Raw genomic sequence first — 23682 nt, 5'->3', positions numbered from 1 at the left:
AATACAAATATAGCTTTTAAGTCACAAAATCGTCAATATTGTTGTTTAATCTTCGTGCATAACCAAAATCGGAATCGTAACTTCTTTGGCTATTTTTTTTGAAAAACTAGAATCGAAAAGGCTTTCAAAGAAAGAGCGTTTGTGTGTTATAGTAGTCAGAATATCGATGTTTTTGTAAAGCACAAAATCAAGAATAGTTTCTTTCACATCATCACTTGGCAGAACTAAAAACTCAACATTTTCTCCTGCGAATTCCTTTTCAAATTCTTTTCGTGTTTCTTCGGTAACATCAGAATTAGATGTTTTTACATATAAACTTTTAACCTTAGCATCAGTTTTTTTAGCAATCTTCAAGACTTTTTTCAGTTCTTTTTTGTCTTTCTCTCTGTAACGTGTGGTAAAACCTATTGTTTTGACCTTTTTGTATTTAGCATCAATAGGAATACATAAAACAGGAACTTCAACCCCTGAGATAACAGATTCAGTATTAGATCCCGTGAAGAATTTCGTCCAATCAGAAACGCTGTTTGTACCCATGATGACAAAATCGATGTTATCTTCTTCAACTGCGTTTTTTAGATTATAAATGAGGTCACCATCCATTAGGCGGTGTTTGATCACAATATCTTCTAAATTACGTTCTGCGGCAATAGTTCGTAGTTTCGGAATTTCATCCTTAAACATTTCAAATTTTGCTAGTTCGATGGAACTGTATATAGAAGCGTAATTCTCTGGGAAGAATTGGCTGTCGTAAACAGGAATCTCGAATGTATGAAGTAAGATTAATTCGGCGTTTACAACTTTAGCAAATTCTAAAGCATGAACAAATGCATTGGTAGCAGCGTCAGAGAAATCGGTTGGAAATAATATCTTTTTCATAGTATTTAAGATTAAGGTTTGTCTCTCAAATTTACTCATTCTGCGAAGAAAACAACCTGATATTTATCAGTATTTTAACACTTAATGATTTATTAATCTCAATTAATTTAAAGATTTCTTGTTTGAATGGAGTTGCTTTAACGCTGAAAAGAATTTGAGCGTTTTTTTATACCTTTGCAGCATGATAAATCAAGATTCTATAGTTGCTTTGGCTACGCCTTCGGGAGCTGGAGCTATCGCCATAATTCGTATTTCTGGAGCCGAGGCTATTACCATTGGTAATTCCGTTTTTAAATCTATTAAAAACAAAGATTTAACTAAGCAGAAAACGCATACGCTTCACCTAGGACATATTGTAGACGGAAGCAAAACACTAGACGAAGTGTTAGTTTCTGTTTTTAAAGGACCTAACTCTTACACGGGAGAAGATACAATTGAAATTTCTTGCCACGGATCGACTTATATTCAGCAACAGATTATTCAATTGTTATTGCGAAATGGCTGTAGAATGGCCGATGCGGGTGAATTTACTTTAAGAGCGTTCTTAAATGGAAAATTAGACTTATCACAGGCAGAAGCGGTTGCAGATTTGATTTCCTCAGATAATGAAGCTTCTCATCAAATTGCGATGCAGCAAATGCGTGGCGGATTCAGTAATGAAATTGCAAAACTTAGAGAAGAACTTTTGAATTTTGCTTCTTTAATTGAATTGGAATTGGATTTTGCAGAGGAAGATGTAGAATTTGCTGATAGAACGCAGTTTCATGAATTATTGAATCGAATTGAATTTGTTTTAAAACGTTTGATTGATTCGTTTGCGGTTGGAAATGTAATTAAAAACGGAATTCCAGTCGCGATTGTTGGCGAACCAAATGTTGGAAAATCAACTTTATTAAATGCTTTATTAAATGAAGAACGTGCCATTGTTTCTGACATTGCGGGAACCACTCGCGATACAATTGAAGATGAATTAGTGATTGGCGGCATCGGATTTAGATTTATTGATACAGCCGGAATTCGTGACACTAAAGATGTTGTAGAAAGCATCGGAATAAAGAAAACCTTCGAAAAAATCGATCAAGCTCAAGTTGTAATTTATTTATTTGACGGATTGAAATTCCAAACTTCAAGTTCAGAATTTGTAAATGAAATCGAACAGATTAAGAATAAATATCCGCTAAAACCGCTAATTATTGTGGTGAATAAAAAAGATATTTTATCTGCTGATGAAGTAGCGAATATTACCAATCAGTTAGAAAAATTAAATGCGAAACTGTTATTGATTTCTGCGAAAGAAAAAATAGGGGTAGAGGATTTAAAAAATGAATTATTGTCTTTTGTAAATACAGGAGCGCTCCGTAATAATGAAACGATTGTTACTAACACAAGACACTACGATTCTCTATTAAAAGCTTTAGATGAAATTCAGAAAGTGAAATTTGGTTTAGAGTCAGGTCTTTCAAGCGATCTTATGGCACTAGATATTCGCGAAGCTCTGTATCAATTCGGACTGATTACTGGGCAAGTATCTAATGATGAGTTGTTGGGGAATATCTTCGCCAATTTCTGCATCGGCAAATAGAGGACGCAAAGAAACACAAAGTAAAAATAAGTAAAAGAGCTAAAATGTTGGTAATTAACATTTTGGCTCTTTTTTTATTGAAATGTTTTTTGGAATATTTAGGTGTTGTTTTGCTAAAATTTGTACCTCATTTGTACCTCGGGTTTCGAGGTACAAACTTTGTGACAAAAAAGGGATGAATTATGGCACAGACCTGCAATTATGTTGGGTTGGCGAAATACGGATTTCTGTTAAAGAAGTTAGCAAAAACATTTAAAGCAACCATATCGTTTGTTATGTGTCCACAGATATTTCTATTGAATATATTAGAGAAAAAGATTATTTGGGAGATGATTGCGGCAGTTCAAAGAGCTTTTAGGTAATGTAGGAAACCTAAATTTTAAAATTATGAGTTCAAACATTAGGATTACCAAAATCTGCCAGTTCTGTAATAATGAATTTACGGCAAAAACAATCAAAACAAAATTCTGCTCCCTCGCCTGCGGGAGTAGGAGCTACAAAAAAAGGAGCAGGGAAAATAAAAAGGAGGCAGAAAGACTGCAAAGGGAATCGATTAATAATCCTGAGATTCAAAGGCTTGGAGAACTTGACTTTCTCAGCATTGATGAAGCCAGCATTTTTATAGGAATAAGCAGAAGAACACTTTACAGAGCCATATCTAGAAAAGAACTTAAGGCAGGTAAGTTTGGTTCAAGAACTTTTATCAAGCGGTCAGATATAGCTCAGTTTGTAGAAAATATGCATCAAAGCTGTACAGGCGAAGGAGCCGAAAGGATATTTCCTGGAATTGAAAATTGCTATACCATGTACGAAGCGCAGATAAAATTTAAGGTTTCCCCTTCGGCTTTGTATGGTATACTGAAGAGAAAGGGAATCTTGAAATACAATGAAGGCAAGTTTGTGTATGCTGCCAAGAGAGATTTAGATGAATTATTTAACATTGAGGGCCATGAGTAAAAGTATCGTAACACTTAGAAAAAAAAGTATTTCTCAGGGGAGGATGTCTCTTTATTTAGATTTTTATCCTCCTGTATGGAATTCGGCAACTAACGATTATACCAGACGCGAGTTTTTAAAAATCTACGTACATCAAAAGCCAGTCGACCAGTTCCAAAAAATGGCCAATACCGAAAATCTGCATACTGCCGAACTAATACGTGCAAGAAGACAGAATGAAATCAATAAGACTGAAATTTATTCTTCATTTGAAAAAGAGCAGTTGAAGGTTCTTGCAGTGGGAAGAGAATCTTTTCTCCAATACTATAAAAATTTGGGAGAGAAAAAGATCGGCAATAATTTATCAATATGGTCTTGCGCTATTATCCACTTTGAGGCCTTTTTAAAGGGGAAGGATTTAACATTTAAAGAGGTGACGGTTTCTTTAATTGAAGATTACAGGGATTATCTTTTAAAAGCCAAAAGTTTAAGAAAGAATAAGAAGCAGCTCTCACGCAATACTGCGTTGTCTTATTATAACAAGATTAAAACTACTTTAAAAGCAGCCTATAAAGATGATAAGCTGAAAACAGATATTAATGCAAAGATAGGATCGATAAAGGAAATGGAATCACAGCGGAATTTTATGACTATGGAAGAAACCCGAAGGCTGTTTGCAACACCGTGCCCGAAGTTGATTGTCCGAAGGATTTCGATGTTTTCGGTACTTACGGGCGTAAGGTATTCCGATATTGCCAAGCTGACGTGGTCAGAACTGCACTATATTAAGGGGGATGGCCACTATATCATTTTCAGGCAAAAGAAAACAGAAGGTACGGCATCCATACCGATCTCCGATGAAGCTTTCGAACTGCTTGGCAAGAGACGGGGAGAAAACGAGAAGGTATTTAAAGATTTAAATAAGTGGGATGTTGACCGTACGCTTCCTGTATGGGTGGCATTGTCAGGTATCAATAAGCATATTACCTTTCACTGTTTCAGGCATACTTATGCTACATTACAGCTGACGGCTGGAACTGATATTTTTACCATATCTAAAATGCTTGGTCATAAGAGTGTTAAGACAACGCAGATATATGCGAAGGTAATTGACCAGAAGAAAAGGGACGCAGCAGGCAGAATTTCTTTAGAATAAAGTTTTTTCTTTAGCAATTTTTTTAACGCTTTACCCAAATAGAGGTAAGGCGTTTTTTATTTTTTTTTATTAAATGATTTTTAGATTTTTTAGAAATTATTATTCAAAAAATTGCAGGTTTTACAATAGGTTATCTTTTTAGTTGAACACTTTAGCTTTATTTTCTTGTTTTTAATTTCGAGATTTTCATGTAAAGCTTCTTCTTTTGTAATTTTATTAGTTTCCTGATCTTCTAAGATTTTTTTAACGCTAATTCCAGCTATTAGCCTAAGAAATGACAATATTTCGGTTGCTTGTGCAAGACTAACATCCATTCCTTCGTCAGTTAACATTTTTAGTGCTTTTTCAGGTGTGATTTTTCCAGTATGATTTTGATTAAATTCCATTTTTCACTTTTTTATATTTTGTAATTAATGTAAAGATAGTCAATTGTTTATGTGGTTTTAGGAAGTGGTTTATTTTGTCCTGTTGGGGGACGGGGACAGGACAAATTTCAACATCATTTTTGGATGATTTGAAGAGATTGGCTTTCTAAATGTAATGTCTGTCTTTCATTGGCGTTAAAAAATTGGTTCGGATGTCCTGAGTAGGATTGATGCAAAAATTGTAAAAACTCAATTGATCCATCGCATTAAACTGATATATAAATTTACAATTTACAAAATTTATGCAGGATTTTAAAAGATTGTTTAAGTTAAGGCAGGATTGTCTTTCTTTGGCTGTATGAATTATTTGATTGTTGTTCCACTGGAGCATTTCTATCCTAATTGGTGCTTTTAAATGAGTTTTTCGTAAAAGCAATAAGCCCGAAACAAATCGGGCTTATTGTCTTCAAATTTAATTATAATTCTAAACTTTTGGATGCATCGTAATTAAACTAGTTTTTTGCAAGTTATGCAAGACTTTCTCCTATTCGGAGATGGGTACTGAGAACAACCCTGTTCCAAAGATTGATTGTTATGACGGCCGTTATTATATCTGCTATCTGGCTTTCACTGAAATACTGTAAGGCCTTTGTATAGGTTTCATCCGTTAATCCGTTCTCATGAATTAATGTTATCTCTTCAGTTACCGCGAGCACCACTTTTTCCTCTTCTGTAAAAATGTCCCCAGCTTCTCTCCAAGCACTTAAGAGAAAAATGCGCTGGTTTGACTCGCCGTTTTTAACGGCGTCCTGAGTGTGGATGTTGATGCAGTAGGCACAGCCGTTGATCTGCGAGGCACGTATCTTTATGAGTTCTTTGGCTGTCTTGGATATGGAAATTTTTGAAAGGTAGCTTTCAAGTCCTATCATCGCTTTTAGTGCATCCGGAGCGGCCTGCTTAATGTTAAGTCGTTTTTGCATTGTATTATTCTTTTAAAATTGTTCAATGCAAAATTCAATAATAGGGAAAGGAAAAAACTTAAACTGGTTTAAGAAAGAAGCCTTTTGCGTATTTCGCTCAAGTATTCGGGCGTGAATCCTAGATAGGAAGCGATGAGGTATTGGGGAACACGCTGGATGAATTCGGGGTGGTTTCTGACTGCCTGGAAATAAAACTCTTCCTTAGAGAACGAGAAAAGAAATTTGATGCGTTTCTGTGCGGCTGCATAAGCCCTCTGGTAGACAAAACGGAAATAGCGCTCCATTATCGGAAACTCTTCCAGCAGCTTCTGCTGCTTCTCCAAAGTGATGTAAAGCAATGTTGATTTCTCTACTGCCTGAATATAAAATTCTGTCGCGAGCTGGTTCTCGTAGGCAAAGTTATCGGTAAGCCACCATGTTTCTATGGCAAATTCCGTGGTTTGTTCGGTACCTTTCTCGTTAATATAAAACTTTCTAAGCAGGCCGTCCAAAACAAAATAATGATGACGGCAGATCTGTCCCTCCTTTAGCAGGTTCTCTTTTTTACACGTTTGTTTTATGTCGAAGAATTTTTTGATTTGCTCAAAGTCATTGTCTGATACCTGTGCAAATTTGGCTATATGGTTTTTGAGTATATTGGACATCTGGAGTAAATGACATATTGGTTTTGACTGTTCGGCCAGCTTTTTTAATCGGAATGGCATCGCTGGCAGGCTCTTAAGCAAATATAGCAATAATATACTTAAATACGTTTTGAAATCAGATTTCATTATTTGTCATTAAATAGTAATTGAAAGCAATTTGGAGATTATATAGAGTCAATTTCTATTATATTCTGGGGGTTCGAATCCTGTTAGGTTATCGATTGGCAGATCAACTATTTGTGCTGTTTTTTATATAATATATACTTTAATGCAATTTAGCTATTGTTTGAAATAAAGAAAAATAAAAGCAAAAATGATTGAAAGTTAGCGTATTTATTAGTGTAGATAAAAAAATGGCTCCAATTGTCTTCAATTGGAGCCATTTGGCGTTGTGACGGGGACGGGACAAATTACAACATCATTTTTGGATGATTTGAAGAAATTGGCTTACTATATTTAGTGTCTGTCTTTCATTGGCTTTGTAAATTTGGTTTAGATGTCCTGTTGGGGATTGATGTAAAAAAATATAAAAACTCAATTGGTTTATGGCATACAATTCTACAAATATTTATGGAGGATTTGAAAATATTGTTATCGTTAAGGTAGGATTGTCTTTCTTTAGCTTTATGAATTACTTTATGCGATTTAAGTTTTGTGGTACAAAAGTAATCCCTTTCATAGTATCAAGTCCAAAAAAAGTTTGGCACCAATGATACTCTTAAAATTCGTGGTTTTATAACCTATGTACGTGTAAAAAAAATAGAGCATAGTTGAAATACTTCTAGTAAATACTAAAACCTAACTTTGGTTGATTAAAAGCCTTTAATTCGATTAAAGGCTTTTTTATATAGCCAATCCAAATTTTTTACTGAGAGCTGTAATTGAATCGAAAAATGAAACAGCATGTTTTCAATAAAATACTTCGAAGGTTATTTTAGTAGTTCCTCAATTCTATTTTTATTTGATAGCCAACAGGTGTAAAATAATGCAGACAGATTATTTCTCCTTCTTAAGTGTGCCAACAAAAAGAATGCATGGCAAAACAGTATTTAGTTTTTATTTATTTGGAGCTTAAAGTGCAATGTTTTTTAAATTTATTGTTTTTTCCGATAGATTTGAACTTTCAATTACCCATCATGTATAATATGATGTTCCCGGACAGCACTATTTACAGTATAGCTACAAGTTTTGCCAATGTATTCGAATATTATTAAAGCGAAGCGACAAACCATAATTAGAAGGAGGGATTAATACCTAATGTGCCAGCCATAAAAATCCCTCCGATTCTGATTGCTTCGCGGCAAAAAACTGATGTTTTTTTGAGCTGGCATAAAAAAACTAATTTTAAATAAAGCGGTTCAGGCTAAATTTCATTCCCTGCACTTAATCGGCTATTGCTTTGCTGTTAGATAAAAGTCATATGAATATACATTATAAGGAAGCAGTTTTTTTGAAAAAAAATACGAAATTACAGTTCCAAGCGCAATAGGGACAAACAATAAATATCCGTTTGGAAGCAGATTACAGATCAGAACCAAAGAAGTTAAGGGAGCGGAAAGAGAAGCCGATAAAGCAGCCGCCGCCCCTACCAAGGCAAAGTTTAAAGGGATTAAATCTGCTGAAAAATAAGCATTGCCAATAGAGGCGACAAGCAGCCCTAGAAATGCTCCTGAAACAATGCTGGGCGCAAATACGCCTCCGTCTCCGCCTGCTCCAAGTGTAAGGGATGCCGCCAGGGGTTTTAGCATTGTAATGATTAATAAGAAAAAAAATGAAACGCCTGGTGCCTTTATGGATTCATGCAGCACCTCATGAAGGGCATCATAACTATCGCCGTATAAGCCTGGGTACAAGTAAATTAATGCACCAACAGTTAAAGCCCCTAAATTAACGCGTATGAAATTGTTCGAAATAGTCCCGAAAAGGCCTTTAATCCGGGTAACTAAAAGTGTGAAATAAACTGCCAATAACCCTGAAAGAAGGCTTAAAATAATAAAAAACGGAAAAGCCGTCCAATTCCAATCTGCAATGGTATATAAGAGCAAAGGCTTATTATCAAACAAAGAAATAAACAGCCAACTTGCCAATGCTGAACAGGTACAGGCGATAACCAGTGTTCTGTTTATTTTCCTTGCAATAACCTCCATGGCGAATAGCCAGCCGGCTAGAGGGCTGCAAAATAAAACAGCAACTCCCGCGGTCACTCCCGCGCAGATTAATTCCGTTTTATATATTTTTGCACACAGATCCTTTTTGTAGGCAAAGTTCCCAATAGTGGCCGCAGCCACTACAGTGGATACTTCTATACCTGTTGACCCTCCAAATATTACTGTTAGAAATCCATTGATGTAATGCGAGGGGATTTTAAATAGCGGCAAATGGTCTTTGCGCTGATCAAGTGTTTTATATATTTCGGTTATTCCTTTGTTTTTCCTATTCTTGAATGCATATTTTCTCAAAAAATAAATCGCGGTAATTCCAATGGTAGGAAATAAAATTATTCCTATTGAATAATTGCTGGCAATATTAAACAGGAAGCGTTCAAAAAATTCTGTCAGCTTTTTTAGTGAAAATGCGAGCAATGCCCCACAGAGCCCAACAAAAATAGATATAAGCATAAGTTTAAAGTAATTTCGATGAATTATCTTGTGTCTTTCCATTGAGCGGGTAAATATTTTTTGTTTAAAAAAAACAAGGTTATGTATTAAAATATGTTATTTATAATTTCTATTTTTTACGTAGAAATTTAGTAGTAGATTGTTAAAAGATTTTTTTAAAGCCAAAAGAGGTCTTCACATTCTTTATTATTTTATTTGTAAAAAAACCTTTCGTGTTTACTGTAATTTGATTAGATGCCATATTGTTTCTGATTAAAACAAATATATTTTTCTCTTCGAAACGTATTAAATATTTCAAGATCTTCCTCAATGCGGCTTAATGATTTTTCAATTTCAAGATTTTTTTTAAAATGTTTTTTTATTCTTCTGGCAGAGATAATGCTTTTTTTATGAGTTCATTTTCCATTCCTAATATAGGAAAAATAAATTCTTTCTCTATCTCAAAATGCTGGGCCAATTCATTGCTGTAATGCCAGTCGGCGTAATTTTTAATTCTTTAAGGGGCAATTTTCTGCCACGGATTGCCCAGCATAATTCTAACGACTGCTGGTGGTCTATATGCAAAGAACTAAGCAGATGCCGTAAATCTCTTGGGGCACCTGCATTAATTATAACTTCTTTAAAACTCATTTTTTTATCAATTTAATTAAAGGGTTTAATATCTCTAATATAATGCAGCAATTTCCATTCCGAATTAAAATAGACCTTCACAAAAGAAGGCCTATTTTCTGATGGAAATATTTATGAAAACTACTAATTCCAGCCGCCTCCCAATGCTCTGTAAACATTAACAAAGGCGTTCATCTGCTGTTTTTTGGTTTCGATAAGTTCAAATTTAGATTCTAAAGCATCTTTTTGAGTCAATAAAACTTCCATATAATCTGCTCTGGCAGAACTAAACAAATTGTTAGATATCTGAACAGATTCGTTTAAAGCATCAACTTGCTGTGACTTCAAGTCATAGCTTTTTGCCGTATTTTGAATTTTAGACAATTGGTTGGCAACTTCAACATAAGCATTTACCAATGTTCTTTCATAATTGTATACAGCCTGAATTTGCTTAGCTCCAGCGGTAAGATATTCTGCTTTTATTGCATTTCTATTAATTAGAGGAGCAACCAAATCGCCTGCTATAGAATACAACAGAGATTCTGGAGAAGTCAGTAAATATTTGGTATTAAAAGCTTCATATCCAATCCCTGCTGAAATGCCTAGCGAAGGGTAAAATTTCGCTTTAGCGGCTTTAATATCCAGTTTTGCGGCAATTAGTTCCATTTCTGCTTTTTTAATATCTGGACGATTTTCTAAAAGCTGGGAAGGTACTCCTGCGTGAATATCTGCCGGAGTAATAGTGCTGAAAGTATTGCTGCTTCTAGCAATTTTTTGAGGAAAACGCCCTAATAAGAAATTGATTTTATTCTCCGTTTCGGTAATCTGCTGCTGAATATCAAACTGAAGACTTTGCGTACTCAAAATCTGCGCTTCAAATCTACGTACAGCCAGTTCGTTCACTCTTGCAGCTTCTTTCTGTATTTTAACCACTTTTAAAGCATTGGTTTGAATGTCAATGTTTTGTTTGGTGATTTCTAGTTGATTATCTAATGCTAAAAGTTCATAATACGAATCGGCTATTTCTGCAATCAAATTGGTAATCACAAAATTCTTTCCTTCAATAGAACCTAAATAACGGTTTAAAGCGGCTTTTTTTGCATTATGAAGTTTGTTCCAAATATCTATTTCCCAACTTGAAGTCAGTGCAAAACGATAATTAGGAAGCGGATCAGGTGTTTCTTTGCCAGGCATAATATCTGTTGTTGCTTCGCCAGAACCTGTGCTGGTGTATCTTCCAGATTTGGTTAAATCGGCACCAGCGCTAAAACCAACAAAAGGCAAATATTCTCCTTTTCGTGCTTTTACTTCGCTTTTAGCAATTTCAATTTCCTGAAGCGTAATATTCAATTCCTGATTGTTTTTCAATGCAATATCAATCAGATTCTCCAAATTTTCATCTGTAAAATAGCTTCTCCATTTAACTTTTCCGGTATTTAGAGTGTCTAAACCATTATCAGCATAGTTTTCGGGTACCGTTTTATTTTCTGTTTTTTCTACAATAGAAGTTGTTTTACAACCCACTATAGAGAGTAATACGCAGATAAGACCTGCGTATTTTATATTTCTGTTATTCTTCATTTTCCTCCGTTTGATTGTTTTTTGAAAAATCATCTACATGATGTATGAAATCATCAGATAAAGAGCTTTCTTCTTCTCCTTTAATTAGTTTTCGGCCTTGTGCCAATGAACCAAAAATGTAATATAGTCCAGGAACTATGATTACTCCGAAAATGGTTCCGAAAAGCATTCCGCCAAGCGCAGATCCTCCAATAGTTCTGTTTCCAATTGCGCCTGCTCCAGAAGCAAAAATTAACGGTATCAAACCAGCAATAAAGGCAAATGATGTCATTAAGATGGGTCTAAAACGAACTTTGGCGCCTTCAATTGCAGCTTCGAGAATTGTCGCGCCTTGCGAATGTTTTAATACAGCAAATTCGACGATCAGTACGGCATTTTTACCAAGCAATCCGACCAGCATAATCAATCCGATTTGAGCGTAAATATCGTTTTGCAAGCCCATTATTTGTAGAATGACAAACGAACCTAAAATTCCAACAGGAATAGATAAAATTACAGACAACGGAATAATAAAACTCTCATATTGTGCAGCCAATACGAAGTAAACGAAAGCCAATACCACTAAAAAGATATAAAGCGATTCGTTGCCTCTTCCAGCTTCATCATAAGAAAGACCTTCCCATGCAATATCATACCCTTTAGGAAGTGTTTTAAGAGCGGTTTCCTGTACCGCTTTAATGGCATCTGCAGTAGTGTATCCTTTTGCAGGCTGACCCTGAATAGCAGCAGAATTATACATGTTGTAACGCGTGATCTCATTAGGTCCCTGTGTTTTTTTAAGAGTCATAAAAGCAGAATAAGGCACCATTTCTCCATGATCATTTTTTACAAAGAGATTCAATACATCTGATGGGAGTCTTCTAAATTTCGGGTCAGATTGCACATATAATTTAAAGAAACGTCCAAATTTGATAAAACCTTGTTCGTAGGTACTTCCAATTAAAATATTTAAGTTTTCCATTGCCTTACCAATAGAAACGCCTTTTTGCATTGCTAAATCATTATTGATCTCCAATTCATACTGCGGATAATTGGCGGCAAAGAAAGTAAACAAACCAGAAAGCTCTTTACGTTTGCCTAGTTCTGCCATAAACTGCTTGTTGATTTTATCAAATTCCTGATAATTGGTGCTGGTAGTTTTGTCTAGTAAACGCATAGAAAAACCGCCAGAAGAACCAAATCCTGGAATTGCAGGCGGTTCAAAAAACTCTACGACAGCACCTAGATCTTTAGATTTCTTTTCTAATTCTTCCATGATTTCTGTTACAGAATGTTTTCTGTCAGACCATGATTTTAAGTTAATCAAACAGGTTCCAGCATTAGAACCACGACCTTCTGTCATGATTTCATAACCTGCCAAAGAAGAAACAGATTCAACGCCTTCGACTTTTTCACAGATTTTCTGCAATTTTTGAGCAACCTGATTGGTTCTTTCTAAAGTAGCGCCAGGAGGCGTTTGAATGATTCCGTAAATGGTTCCCTGATCTTCACTCGGAATAAATCCAGAAGGAAGTACTTTATTTTCTATAAAAATAAAAGCACAGAAGGCAATTAGAATTCCGAAAGTTAAAACTCTTCTGCTTACAATTGTTTTTAAAACCACAACATAGCGGCCTGTAAGTCTTTCAAACCATCTGTTAAAAGCATCTAGAGATTTTGTCAGGATATTTCCTTTTTTCTGTTTTCTATGATTGTTTTTCAAAAGAATGGCACAGAGAACAGGAGTAAGGGTCAAAGCTACAATGGCAGAAATAATAATTGAGCTCGACATCGTAACCGAAAATTGTCTGTAGAAAGTTCCCACGGGACCAGACATAAACGAAACAGGAATAAATACAGAAACCATAACGGCTGTAATAGCAATAATGGCACCTCCAATTTCGCCCAATACTAATTTAACGGCATGATAGGGCGTAATATGCGGGAATTCTTCAAATTTGGCATGGACGGCCTCGACGACGACAATAGCGTTATCGACTACAATTCCGATTGCTAATACCAATGAAAAGAGAGTAACCAAGTTGATTGACATTCCAAACAGCTGAATCACAAAGAAAGCGCCAATTAAAGATACTGGAACGGCAATAATTGGAATTAAAGTAGAACGCCAATCTCCTAAAAATATAAATACAACCAAAGCAACCAAAATGAAAGCATCTCTCAAAGTATGAACAACTTGGTCGATAGAAGCATCTAAGAATTGCGAAACGTCATAACTAATTTTATAATCCATTCCTGGAGGAAAACTCGCTTTCATTTCTTCCAGTTTCGCTTTAACATCATTAATTACGTCACTCGCGTTACTTCCGTAGTTTTGTTTTAATACAATTGCTGCAGAAGGATGACCGTCTAGATTGGAGTAAATATCAAAGAATTCGCTTCCCAGTTCTACTTTTGCAATATCTTTTAATCGAATGCTTTCTCCTTCAGAATTGGCACGTACAATTACATTTTCATATTGTTTAGGTTCATCATATCTTCCTTTATACGTCAGCACATATTCTAAAGATTGTGCAGCAATACCAGAACTTTGTCCTAATCGCCCAGGACGACCAATAATGCTTTGTTCTTGAAGTGCTTGCATAACTTCTTCAACAGAAATTTTATAAGCTCTCATTCGATCTGGATTCAACCAAACGCGCATGGCGTATTTACGGCTTCCAAGAATCTGAGTTCTCGCAACACCTTTAACACGGCTGATTTCTGGAATCATTTTTACATCGGCATAGTTGTAGAGAAACTTCTCATCCATGCTTCTGCTCTTCGAGTAAAGGTTGATATACATTAACATACTCGGTTGAATAGGAGTAATAACGACTCCTTCACGCTGAACCAGTTCAGGCAGTAATGGCATTACCTGATCTACCCTTGTTTTAACTCTAATTACAGCTTCATTAGGATCGGTTCCTGGTTCAAAAATTATTCTAAGTGTTGCTTCTCCGGCACTCGTTGCATCTGTAGCCATGTAACGAACACCTTGTGTACCATTAAGCGAATTCTCTAAGGTAATTAAGGTAGATTTTACCAGTACATCGGCACTTGCACCTGGATAAGCGATAAAGATATTTACGGTTGTGGGCGCAATTTGTGGAAATTGCGATATAGGAAGCTGTTTGATGGACAGCGTACCTATAAAGACAATTATAATCGAAATTATAATTGCAAAAACGGGTCTATGTATAAATTTATTAAACATGTGTTCTTTTTTTAGATTCGGTTATTCTGCATACAATTCTAAATTGGACATAACCGATTGCGGTTTTACCACTTCGTAGTCTATTTTTTGATTTTCTTTTACAAGACGAAGCCCCTCTAAAAGTATTTTATCATGAACAGACAAACCTTCCTTTATTACAAATAGGTGAGGCATTTCGGCAGCAATAACAACCTCTCTAGATTTTACAGCATTATTTTTATCAATTACATACACATATTTTTTGTCTAAAACTTCAAATGTCGCTTTTTGAGGTATTAGCATAGCATTTTTAAGTTCGATAGGCATTTGAATGCTTCCTGTTTCTCCATGTCTCAATAATCTTTTTGGATTAGGAAAAACGGCTCTAAATGGAATATTTCCGGTTTCATTATCGAAATCCGCTTCGATAGTTTCAACCACTCCGGAATAAGGGAATTTTTTGTTATTAGCCATCAAAAGACTGACTTTCATCTTGCCGCTTTTTTCAGCCTTTTCCTGATAATCCAGATATTCAGATTCTGGAACGTTATAATATACCCACATTGAGCTGTTATCTGCCAATTCTGTAAGCAATTCTCCTTCATCAACTAAACTTCCCTGACGTACGTGAAACTTGTCAATGATTCCATCAAAAGGCGCTCTGATTTCTGTAAACTGAAGATGAACTTTGCTTAAAGCCATTTCAGCATTTGCTTTTTCTAATTTAGCTTTTGCCATTGCCAGTTCATTTAGAGAAACCACCTTTTCATCAGCTAACTTTTTAGCGTTTTGATATTCAATTGAACTGAAACTTACTTCAGCTTTTGATTTTTTCATTTCGGCTTCATAAAGAGCAGGCATGATTTTAAATAGGAGCTGGCCTTTTTTTACCATTTGTCCTTCGTCTACATATATTTTTTCAAGATAACCGCGCTCTTGAGCTCTTATCTCAATATGTTGAATAGAATGTATTTGTGACACGTAATCTTTTGTAATGGTAGTATCTTTTTCGATTGGATTTGTAACAAGAAATTTGGTTTTTTCTTCTTTTTCTTCTTCTTTTTTAGAATTGCAGCCCGCAAAAACTAAGGCGCATAAAGTCATGATCATGAAAATTCTCTTCATAATTATTTCAGCGTTAAAATGTAATTTATTTTTGATTTTAGATAAAAAGGTCTTTGGGAATAGACTATAGAAGTTCATATCCGTCTATTATCTAACTAAAGAACACAGAGGATAAAACTATAAAGTGATTGGCTATTGGCAAGCAATAGCGTTAAAAATCAAATTCTAAAAACCTGAAATAACAGATATACTTTATTGTCAAGTAAACTGAAAATTTTGCAGTTATTTACTTTTTGGGTAAAAGCAATCGCAGAAACGACAAAATGATTACTTGTATGAAAAATTAAAAAGTAGTTGTTTTTTACAAGCTGTTTTTGGGTAGCCGAAAAATTATCCTCGTTTTCTTCATTATCGAAAAGGCATATTTTTCTTTTAAAAGATTCAAATGAACGTCCTCGATTTAATTTGGATTCACTTTGAGTATGATCTGCAAGAGTACAGAACGAAAACTTTTTATATAAAACAATGTTATTGTGTGCATAAACATTCCCATATCCATTTAAGAGAATGACTATTGAAAGTAAAAATTTAGTGCACCAATTTTTCATAAGAGTCACAAATTTAAACAAACGATGCCATAAAAGCAATGGTTTGACTTTATTTATTAGAAAATTTTATTTGATATCTCCCGATTATCATGATTGAGAAGGATGGACAAAACAATTTTTGACTGCAGCTGGGCTGCAATAAATGTGTGGAAATAGGTGGGCGGTAAATGAGGTTATAAAGCTTAAATCTTTTTTGTTGCGATCAAAATAATTGATGAAATTTTGAAATTCTTTTCGTTTAGCCCAAATTGTAAACAATGACTTTTTTAGGGCTTCTTTAGTAATAACTCCTTTATTAATGTTTTTTTGCGCTTTCCAAACATCATAAATACCAGACTCAAATGAGATGGTATTAAAACCCATTTCTTGATGCAAGGACTCAACAATCTTGGTTTTCATTTCAAAAACATTTCCGTCAAAATGTGTTTTTTCGCCAAGCATTACCACTTGAGCTTCTTTTATTTCTTCCTTTAAAAAAGAGAAATCTTCTACCGAAGTGTTTTCAGGTAAAACAATAACTTTCTGATTTAAACTCTGCGCTTTACCAATCTGGCAAATTAAAATAACCAGTAGTAGAGTATTTTTCATTTAAATAAATTGAAATTATGTTGAATGTAGACAAAGAGAGTTATAAAGATCGTTAAAAACAAAAAAAAGCTTCAGGTTTCTTTTAAGCTTTTTGCCTTAGCGGGAAAAGGACTCGAACTCGTTCGTAAAAAAATATTTCGGATTTATTGGATGGACCGTTTCGAACCTAAATCTGTCACTACCGTATTTTTCTGAGCTTCTACTTTTTGATAACATGACGCGGCCAGATCATCCGGAAATGAATGCGGAGTAATCAAGAGCTGTTTTTATTGGGAAAACTACAATTTTTAACATACTTCACTATCTCGGAAAAAGATTAAATTTTATATTTGGGATGAGAATACAAAAAGTTTCAAACAACAGATCTTTTGCTATGGAAAAAGCTATACGATTAAAAGTGAGAAAAGATTTGGACCCCCGCCAGCAGCTCACCTTTATCAGATTAAAGGGCAGCCTTATATCAAAGGGCTATACAGAAATTATCCACATTATGGACCAGGACGATGAGTTTCATATTAACAGCTTTGAAACGCTACCCGAGCATCGCAGGGAAGTGGAGGAATATATTTCGGGATTCATCAGCTCGGAGAATCTTGCCGATACTATTTCCATAAACAGCTATTAAATTTAAAGCTGAGAAGAGTTAAACTGCCAGACAGGGAGAGATGAGCCTGCTGTCTGATGATGTGGTATGTTTTTTTATTGCAACGGAATTTTTTAAACCAAAATTTTAAGCACTAGGCGAGATTTGGCCTGCAAGCAGGGGTTGTCTTTTATTGGCATTATGAGTTTGGTGTGGGTGTACTGTTTGGGATTGATTTAAAAATCAATATGATTTCTTAAATTATTCCCGAGAAAATAATATGGGATAATTTGTTAAGTAAAATAGGTATTGTGAATTCTGTATTCTGAATAATAGAGTTTAAGGTAATTTAATGAATTCTATATTCCGGGCTCTGGACAGGCTCACTTTCATTGAGCTAATTTTATTTTTTTGTCTTTTAAAAAATAAAGACTTCCACCATAATCCATAATATTATAAGCATTTTGGCAAGTTGAAACTAATTGATATTCGTTCTATGGCTTTAATTGAAAAAAATAGTTTCCCTTCTTTTTGAAAGATCATTAGAGAAGCAAACCAAATTTTAGCTTCAGTAGAACAGTAGATTAATAAGTAGTTCAGTAAAAAAAAAGCAATCTGCCTATTCATTGAATGGTTTACATGATTTCTGATTTTTTAAAAAAGACGCTCTGCCATTCAAATCTCAGCGGTGAAGAGCTTGATTTTAAGGAACTAGGTGCAAGGTAAAGGCTTAAGGGCAGGATTCTGCCATAAAATTTGAAATGGAAAATTCTTTGCAAATCCGCCTAAACTTTTTGTGGTACTTTTGAAGGCAACTCCATATTTGATTTAATTCCTGTTTTTTATTTATTTTCTTTATATTTGTTAGGTAGGTCTGTTATCTTCTCTGTCAAAACTTCATTTGTAACAGCTTGTATTTAGTTTTATATTTCTTTGGAATTTAAAGTTAATATCGGATTTTTTCTGATTATTTTTCATTTAACCTAATTATTAGAAATTATATGCAGCAATTTCACAAAAAAAAAACAACACTTAGTATAGGTGTTACGGTGCCCAGTTTGGTTTTTATTATAGGAATTTGTGTGCTGTCGGCTATTTCTCCAGGCTTTACTGAAGATCTTCTGAATGTCATGAAAAATTTCATTTTTGTTAATCTGAACTGGGTATACGTTTGGTCAGTTACCATTTTTGTTTTGTTCTTGATTTATCTAATGATAAGCAAATACGGAAATATCCGGCTTGGAAGGAATAATAGCAAACCAGATTATTCTTTTTTCTCGTGGATTTCAATGCTTTTTGCTGCAGGAATGGGAATTGGTTTGATGTATTTTAGCGTTGCGGAACCGATGCAGCATTATTCCAATGAAATTTTTGCTGGAAAAACTCTTGTTCAAAGAACTCAGAATGCCCAGCTTTATACCTTTTTTCATTGGGGAATCCATGCTTGGGCAATTTATGGAGTGGTCGGGCTTTCCTTAGCTTATTTTACATACCGATACAGATTGCCGCTCTCGCTTAGGAGTTGCTTTTATCCTTTATTGAAAGATAAAATTAAAGGCAGGTGGGGAAATATAATTGATGTTTTTGCGCTTTGCAGTACATTTTTTGGAATTACTACAACGCTGGGCTTTGGTGTGGTGCAGATCAATTCAGGGTTACAGATGTTGAATGTTGTGCCTGAAAACAGTTTTGTTTATCAGGTTATGATTGTTGCCGTATTAGTTTCTTTGTCCATTTTTTCAGCGGTGAGTGGCTTGGATAAAGGAGTTAAAATTCTCAGCGGAATCAATATTGCAAGTGTAATACTTTTGCTTCTTTTTGTATTGATTCTGGGTCCGACGGTCTATCTTATTGGTAGTTTTACAGAAGGAATCGGGACTTATATCAATAGTTTTTTCAGCCTTACTTTTAATACGCACATTTATGAAGAAAATACCCAGCCTTGGTTTTATAACTGGACCATTCTTTACTGGGCTTGGTGGATTTCGTGGTCGCCTTATGTTGGACTTTTTATTGCTAGAATTTCTAAGGGCAGAACTATTAGAGAGTTTGTTGGCGCTGTTTTGATATTGCCGACCTTGTTTAATTTTATCTGGATGTCTGTTTTTGGCGGAAGCGCCATTTGGTTTGATTTGCATACAGCCAACGGCGCACTGAGTGCATTAGCGGGTAATCCTGATGCTTTGATGTTTAGTTTTTTGGAATATCTTCCTCTGACAAGAGCGTTGAGTTTCATTGTAATTTCGATCATTATTATTTTCTTTGTAACTTCAGCAGACAGTGGAATTTTTGTAATGAATAGCATTGCAACCAAAAATGCTGAAAATTCTCCTAAATGGCAGACAATAAGCTGGGGAATTCTTTTGGCAGTGCTTGCATTGATGCTTCTTAATGCCGGTGGTTTGGCAGCACTTCAGAGCATGACATTGATTACTGCACTTCCGTTTTCAATAATAATGCTGCTCTTTATAGTAAGTCTTATGAAAGCTCTTTCTATAGATAGAAAGTATTATGAAAAAGATTTTTCCCGCACTACCGTTCCCTGGTCGGGAGCATCTTGGAAAGAGCGCCTAAAGCAGATTGTTTCTTTTCATGATAAATCATCTGTTGATGAATTTATCAATACCAGTATACATGAAGCATTTATAGAATTAGAATCCGAATTTGCAAAAAGTAATATCCAGGCCAAAATTAATTCCTATGAAAACCCTCTATAGCACTTTTATAACATACCCCTGTAATAGTAATGGATATTACATCCATAAGAAGTGGAGTGGAATCGACAGAAATCAGTGGTAATTATGTAAAGAATTTAAGATACGAGATACGTATGCATGATAAAATCTTCCGATAGGCAATTGCTTATTTTTGATATTGACAATACTAGTGCTGAAGCCTGTTATTTTATTTGTTGCTACTAAAAATGAACGATGAATTCTACAGAACAAACCTTCAGGCAGTTTCTCTTGCATTTCAGTAATGGATTGGTAGGTCTTATAACATTCTGTAGTGGTAAAAATCAACAAATAATTGCCTTGAGATTCAAAATAGCTTATTTCTTCCAGAAAAAGTTTCACCATCTTTCTTTCACATTTCACAAAAATAAACGGATTTTCTTTCTCTTGTTTTTTAGAATGTAATATCGTTTCATTGAACTCTCTGGCTTTACTGTATTTATTTATAGCTTTCGTAAAACGTTCTAGAGAAATTGGTTTTAAAATATAATCGAGAGCATCAATCTCAAATCCTTGGACAGCATATTCTGTATAAGCAGTTGTGAAAATTACAGCGGTTTCTGCATGCAGACTTTTGGCAAATTCTATTCCTGATTTTCCCGGTAAATTTATATCTAAAAAAATAAGATCAATTTTGTGCGATTTTAAAATATTCTGCGCATTGGAAACACTGGTAAATTTTCCTTTCAAATCCAGAAAATCAAACTTCGCAATATGAAGTTCCAGTAAAATAGAGGCCGGTAATTCATCTTCAATTATAATACAATTAATTGCTGACATCTTTTATCTTTATTTTTAAGGAAACAAAAAAACTTAACATCTCATTTTTTATGGTCAAAGTATGTTTTGCAGGATATAGCAGCTCTAATCTCCTTTTTACATTTGCAATTCCAATTCCGCTGCGCACATTATCTCCTATAGTATTATAATGCTCAGGCAGGCTATTTTCAATTTTAACCACAAGCCATTCATCGCTTGCATTAATAGCAATTGTAATCCAGCCCTGATTGTTCTCATCTAAACAATGCTTATAGCTGTTTTCGATAAATGGAAGTATCAAAAAAGGCTCAATAAAATGATTCTCAACATTTCCATAAACGCTAAAACTCAATTGAAGCTGATTTTCAAAACGCAGCTGTTGTAACGAAATATAATTTTTGAGATAATCTATTTCGTTTTGCAGAGAGATACTTTTATTGTTCAAATCGTAAATCGAAAACCGAAGCAGATCCGATATTTTAATCACAATTTCAGCAGAATCATCTGATTTGTTCAAAATTTTAGAGTATAAGCTATTCAGGACATTGAATAGAAAATGTGGATGGAACTGGTTTCGGAGCGAGGATAATTCTGCTTGAAGCTTTTCGGATAAAATCGTCTGGACCTTATTTTTTTCTTCTGCTAAATAATATAAAAGTTTAAATGCAATTGGCGTTGTAACTACAAATTGTAATTTACTCACATTGTACAAAAAGACTGGTGCCGACAAAAGAGGTTCTCTCTTCCAGAAAGTCATATAATAACGTAATATTATATAATTGTCAATTAGTCGCTGCAAGAATGCAAAAACTAGAATCAGAAGAACATAGCAACCGATAAAAATGGCAGTTTTTTTCTTAAATAACAAATTAGGCATTAAAAACTCAACAATAATAGTCACGAACAGTATCTTAGGCAAAACGCTGTACCATTCGTTTCGCCAAGCCATAATGAAATCGTCTTCCGGAAGTCCCTGGATCATACTAAACAGTAAAATATAACCCAACCAGTACAAGGTATAGAGTTTTATCTTTTGAGATTTGTTTTCGGGATTGTAGCTGATTTGCCCCAATTGGTCAAGTTTTATATTAATGCAAAAATAAGGCTTTATTTCAAATCAAAATTGTTATCTGCAATGCAAATCATGTTGTTTAAATAAATTCTTTTTTTGGAATGAAAAAGAAAAATAACTTTCGTTCAAAAACTAACTTAAAAAATAACCAAAGATGAAAAAAAAAATCTTTTTTTTCTTGATTTTAATGTCTTTAGCATTTATTGCAAATGCTAGAAATTCTACAAGTCATAAAAAAAAACTAACCAAACCGAGCATGAAGCCAATGTATTTAATTGCAGTAATAGGAATTCTTTTTGGAATAAGCAGTTTACCAGTTTTTGGACAGCAGAAAAAAAACACAACTGTAAGTGTATTTCAAAATCGCGTTTTTAACGGAGATAAACACATGCTATTAGGCGATTTAAAATGGGCTTTTAAAACAAGTGGAAAAATATTTTCTTCACCTATTATTTATAATGGTATTGTTTATATAGGTAGTGAGGATGGCAATCTTTATGCTATCAATCAGAAAAGGGGCAAAACACATTGGAAATTTAAAACGGGAGGTGCGGTACACAGCTCTCCGGCAGTTTTCAAAAACACTGTCTATATTGGAAGTTTTGATGGCTACTATTATGCTCTTGATATCCACACAGGTCATATGAAATGGAAATTCAAAACAGGTGGAGAAAAGTGGTTTGACGAAATAGGTTTTCTGAGTTTTAAGCCTGTGGACAAATGCATGGATGATTTGTGGGATTTCTTTTTGTCCTCTCCTGTTATAAAACCCGACGATAAAAATCCAAGAATTTTCTTTGGCAGCAGTGATGGGAATGTATATGCACTCAATGCAAATACAGGAGAGTTGGAATGGAAATTTGCGGCAAAAGGATCGATTCACTGCAGTCCTGTCCTGTATAAGAACACACTCTATATTGGTAGTTGGGATGCTAATCTGTATGCCGTAGATACAGAGACTGGAAAAATGCAATGGAAATTTGCAACAGGAATGCAATTGGGCTTTAAAGGAATTGAATCTAGCGTAGCAGTTGCTAATGATATGGTTTATTTTGGCGCTCGTGATCCTTTTTTATTTGCGCTCAATGCCAAAACCGGAAAATTGGTTTGGAAGTATGACGCGGCTTATTCCTGGATTATCAGTTCGCCAGTTGTAGCGAATGACGTTCTGTATGTCGGCACATCCGACACTTTTGCACTGTTGGCCCTGGATGCAAAAAGTGGAAAAGAATTATATAAGTTTAAAGCAAACGGTTATGTATATTCTTCTCCGGCGATTGCTGGTGATACGGCTTACTTTGGAGATTTTACCGGTAATTTCTTTGCAGTAAACGTTCAATCTTCGGGCAAGCAATGGAACTGTTTCAGCACAGATAGCAGAATGTTATATGCCTCTGAAATATTAAATAATGGCTTCCTTGACTTTTCTTATGCTGCCAAAGGGGCTGATTTTTCTTTTTACGATGTCAATAAAACCGTGATGGATCAATTTTATAAATTGGGCTCCATTGTTTCTTCTCCTTTTATTTCCAATAACACTGTTTATTTTGGAAGCGCTGACGGGAATTGTTACGCAATTGGGCTAAAATCAAGAAATAATTCATACCCAAAATTCAAATAATTTAAACCCAAATAAAATTGTACGGCTATACAATGAAATGCGGTTTTTTTTCTGGCATTCCTATTCTCTTTTTATTTGTTTAGGATAGGATATTTCCAAAATCGAAAAGAAAGTTAATGCCATAAA

At 34.7% G+C, this 23682-nt stretch carries 18 protein-coding genes; 6 read left to right on the top strand and 12 right to left on the bottom strand.

From position 1 onward, the window contains the following. Positions 1 to 45: 45 nt before the first annotated feature. Positions 46 to 879, bottom strand: a complete 834-nt coding sequence (locus ACNRYB_RS18375) for a universal stress protein (protein WP_473728252.1) — start codon at positions 877 to 879, stop codon at positions 46 to 48. Positions 880 to 1060: 181 nt separating this feature from the next. Between ACNRYB_RS18375 and mnmE the strand changes: the two genes are divergently transcribed. The 3 genes from mnmE to ACNRYB_RS18360 all read left to right on the top strand — a co-directional run bounded on the left by mnmE (position 1061) and on the right by ACNRYB_RS18360 (position 4553). Next, positions 1061 to 2461, top strand: a complete 1401-nt coding sequence (gene mnmE / locus ACNRYB_RS18370; protein ID WP_129746988.1) for a tRNA uridine-5-carboxymethylaminomethyl(34) synthesis GTPase MnmE — start codon at positions 1061 to 1063, stop codon at positions 2459 to 2461. Positions 2462 to 2848: 387 nt separating this feature from the next. After that, entirely contained in the window at positions 2849 to 3418 is a 570-nt protein-coding gene (locus ACNRYB_RS18365; RefSeq protein ID WP_473728251.1) for a helix-turn-helix domain-containing protein, read from the top strand. Continuing rightward, positions 3411 to 4553: a site-specific integrase gene (locus ACNRYB_RS18360; protein WP_473728250.1), complete on the top strand. Its 1143-nt coding sequence runs from the start codon at positions 3411 to 3413 to the stop codon at positions 4551 to 4553. The genes ACNRYB_RS18365 and ACNRYB_RS18360 overlap by 8 nt, the downstream gene beginning before the upstream one ends. Positions 4554 to 4642: 89 nt before the next feature. On the opposite strand, the gene ACNRYB_RS18355 is transcribed toward ACNRYB_RS18360, so the two are convergent. From ACNRYB_RS18355 to ACNRYB_RS18315, 9 genes are all read right to left on the bottom strand, one after another. Beyond that, positions 4643 to 4939 (bottom strand): hypothetical protein, encoded by a 297-nt coding sequence (locus tag ACNRYB_RS18355; RefSeq protein WP_473728249.1) that lies wholly within the window; start codon positions 4937 to 4939, stop codon positions 4643 to 4645. A 506-nt stretch (positions 4940 to 5445) separates the two neighbouring features. Next, positions 5446 to 5898: a carboxymuconolactone decarboxylase family protein gene (locus ACNRYB_RS18350; RefSeq protein ID WP_066034741.1), complete on the bottom strand. Its 453-nt coding sequence runs from the start codon at positions 5896 to 5898 to the stop codon at positions 5446 to 5448. A gap of 68 nt (positions 5899 to 5966) precedes the next feature. Continuing rightward, positions 5967 to 6542: a Crp/Fnr family transcriptional regulator gene (locus ACNRYB_RS18345; RefSeq protein WP_473730256.1), complete on the bottom strand. Its 576-nt coding sequence runs from the start codon at positions 6540 to 6542 to the stop codon at positions 5967 to 5969. 1391 nt (positions 6543 to 7933) lie between these two features. Continuing rightward, positions 7934 to 9202 carry a chloride channel protein gene (locus tag ACNRYB_RS18340; RefSeq protein WP_129746993.1) on the bottom strand — a complete coding sequence of 423 codons (1269 nt, stop codon included), beginning with the start codon at positions 9200 to 9202 and terminating at the stop codon, positions 7934 to 7936. 711 nt (positions 9203 to 9913) lie between these two features. Beyond that, entirely contained in the window at positions 9914 to 11350 is a 1437-nt protein-coding gene (locus ACNRYB_RS18335) for a TolC family protein (protein WP_473728248.1), read from the bottom strand. Continuing rightward, positions 11340 to 14546 (bottom strand): efflux RND transporter permease subunit, encoded by a 3207-nt coding sequence (locus ACNRYB_RS18330; RefSeq protein WP_473728247.1) that lies wholly within the window; start codon positions 14544 to 14546, stop codon positions 11340 to 11342. Before ACNRYB_RS18330 ends, ACNRYB_RS18335 begins: the two co-directional genes overlap by 11 nt. A gap of 21 nt (positions 14547 to 14567) precedes the next feature. After that, entirely contained in the window at positions 14568 to 15650 is a 1083-nt protein-coding gene (locus ACNRYB_RS18325) for an efflux RND transporter periplasmic adaptor subunit (RefSeq protein WP_473728246.1), read from the bottom strand. A gap of 158 nt (positions 15651 to 15808) precedes the next feature. Continuing rightward, positions 15809 to 16198 carry a hypothetical protein gene (locus ACNRYB_RS18320; RefSeq protein ID WP_473728245.1) on the bottom strand — a complete coding sequence of 130 codons (390 nt, stop codon included), beginning with the start codon at positions 16196 to 16198 and terminating at the stop codon, positions 15809 to 15811. A gap of 87 nt (positions 16199 to 16285) precedes the next feature. Beyond that, entirely contained in the window at positions 16286 to 16786 is a 501-nt protein-coding gene (locus ACNRYB_RS18315) for a TraB/GumN family protein (protein WP_129746995.1), read from the bottom strand. A 373-nt stretch (positions 16787 to 17159) separates the two neighbouring features. On the opposite strand from ACNRYB_RS18315, the gene ACNRYB_RS18310 reads away from it, so the two are divergent. Both ACNRYB_RS18310 and ACNRYB_RS18305 read left to right on the top strand, forming a co-directional pair. Then, the gene (locus tag ACNRYB_RS18310) at positions 17160 to 17411 is read left to right on the top strand and encodes a hypothetical protein (protein ID WP_129746996.1); all 252 of its coding nucleotides are present in this window, start codon (positions 17160 to 17162) and stop codon (positions 17409 to 17411) included. A 959-nt stretch (positions 17412 to 18370) separates the two neighbouring features. Next, on the top strand, positions 18371 to 20086 hold the full coding sequence (locus tag ACNRYB_RS18305) for a BCCT family transporter (protein WP_473728244.1): 1716 nt from the start codon (positions 18371 to 18373) through the stop codon (positions 20084 to 20086). A gap of 72 nt (positions 20087 to 20158) precedes the next feature. On the opposite strand, the gene ACNRYB_RS18300 is transcribed toward ACNRYB_RS18305, so the two are convergent. Beyond that, complete coding sequence (locus tag ACNRYB_RS18300) at positions 20159 to 20884, bottom strand: LytR/AlgR family response regulator transcription factor (protein WP_111376076.1); 726 nt, start codon at positions 20882 to 20884, stop codon at positions 20159 to 20161. Further along, positions 20871 to 21935, bottom strand: a complete 1065-nt coding sequence (locus tag ACNRYB_RS18295) for a sensor histidine kinase (protein WP_473728243.1) — start codon at positions 21933 to 21935, stop codon at positions 20871 to 20873. The genes ACNRYB_RS18300 and ACNRYB_RS18295 overlap by 14 nt, the downstream gene beginning before the upstream one ends. 154 nt (positions 21936 to 22089) lie before the next feature. On the opposite strand from ACNRYB_RS18295, the gene ACNRYB_RS18290 reads away from it, so the two are divergent. Further along, positions 22090 to 23556, top strand: a complete 1467-nt coding sequence (locus ACNRYB_RS18290) for an outer membrane protein assembly factor BamB family protein (protein WP_473728242.1) — start codon at positions 22090 to 22092, stop codon at positions 23554 to 23556. The last annotated feature ends 126 nt before the right edge of the window (positions 23557 to 23682 follow it).

It is taken from the genome of Flavobacterium sp. CR10 (genome assembly GCF_055814415.1).
The sequence above is the reverse complement of the archived record's forward strand: the minus strand, read 5'-3'. Positions and strand labels throughout refer to the sequence as shown.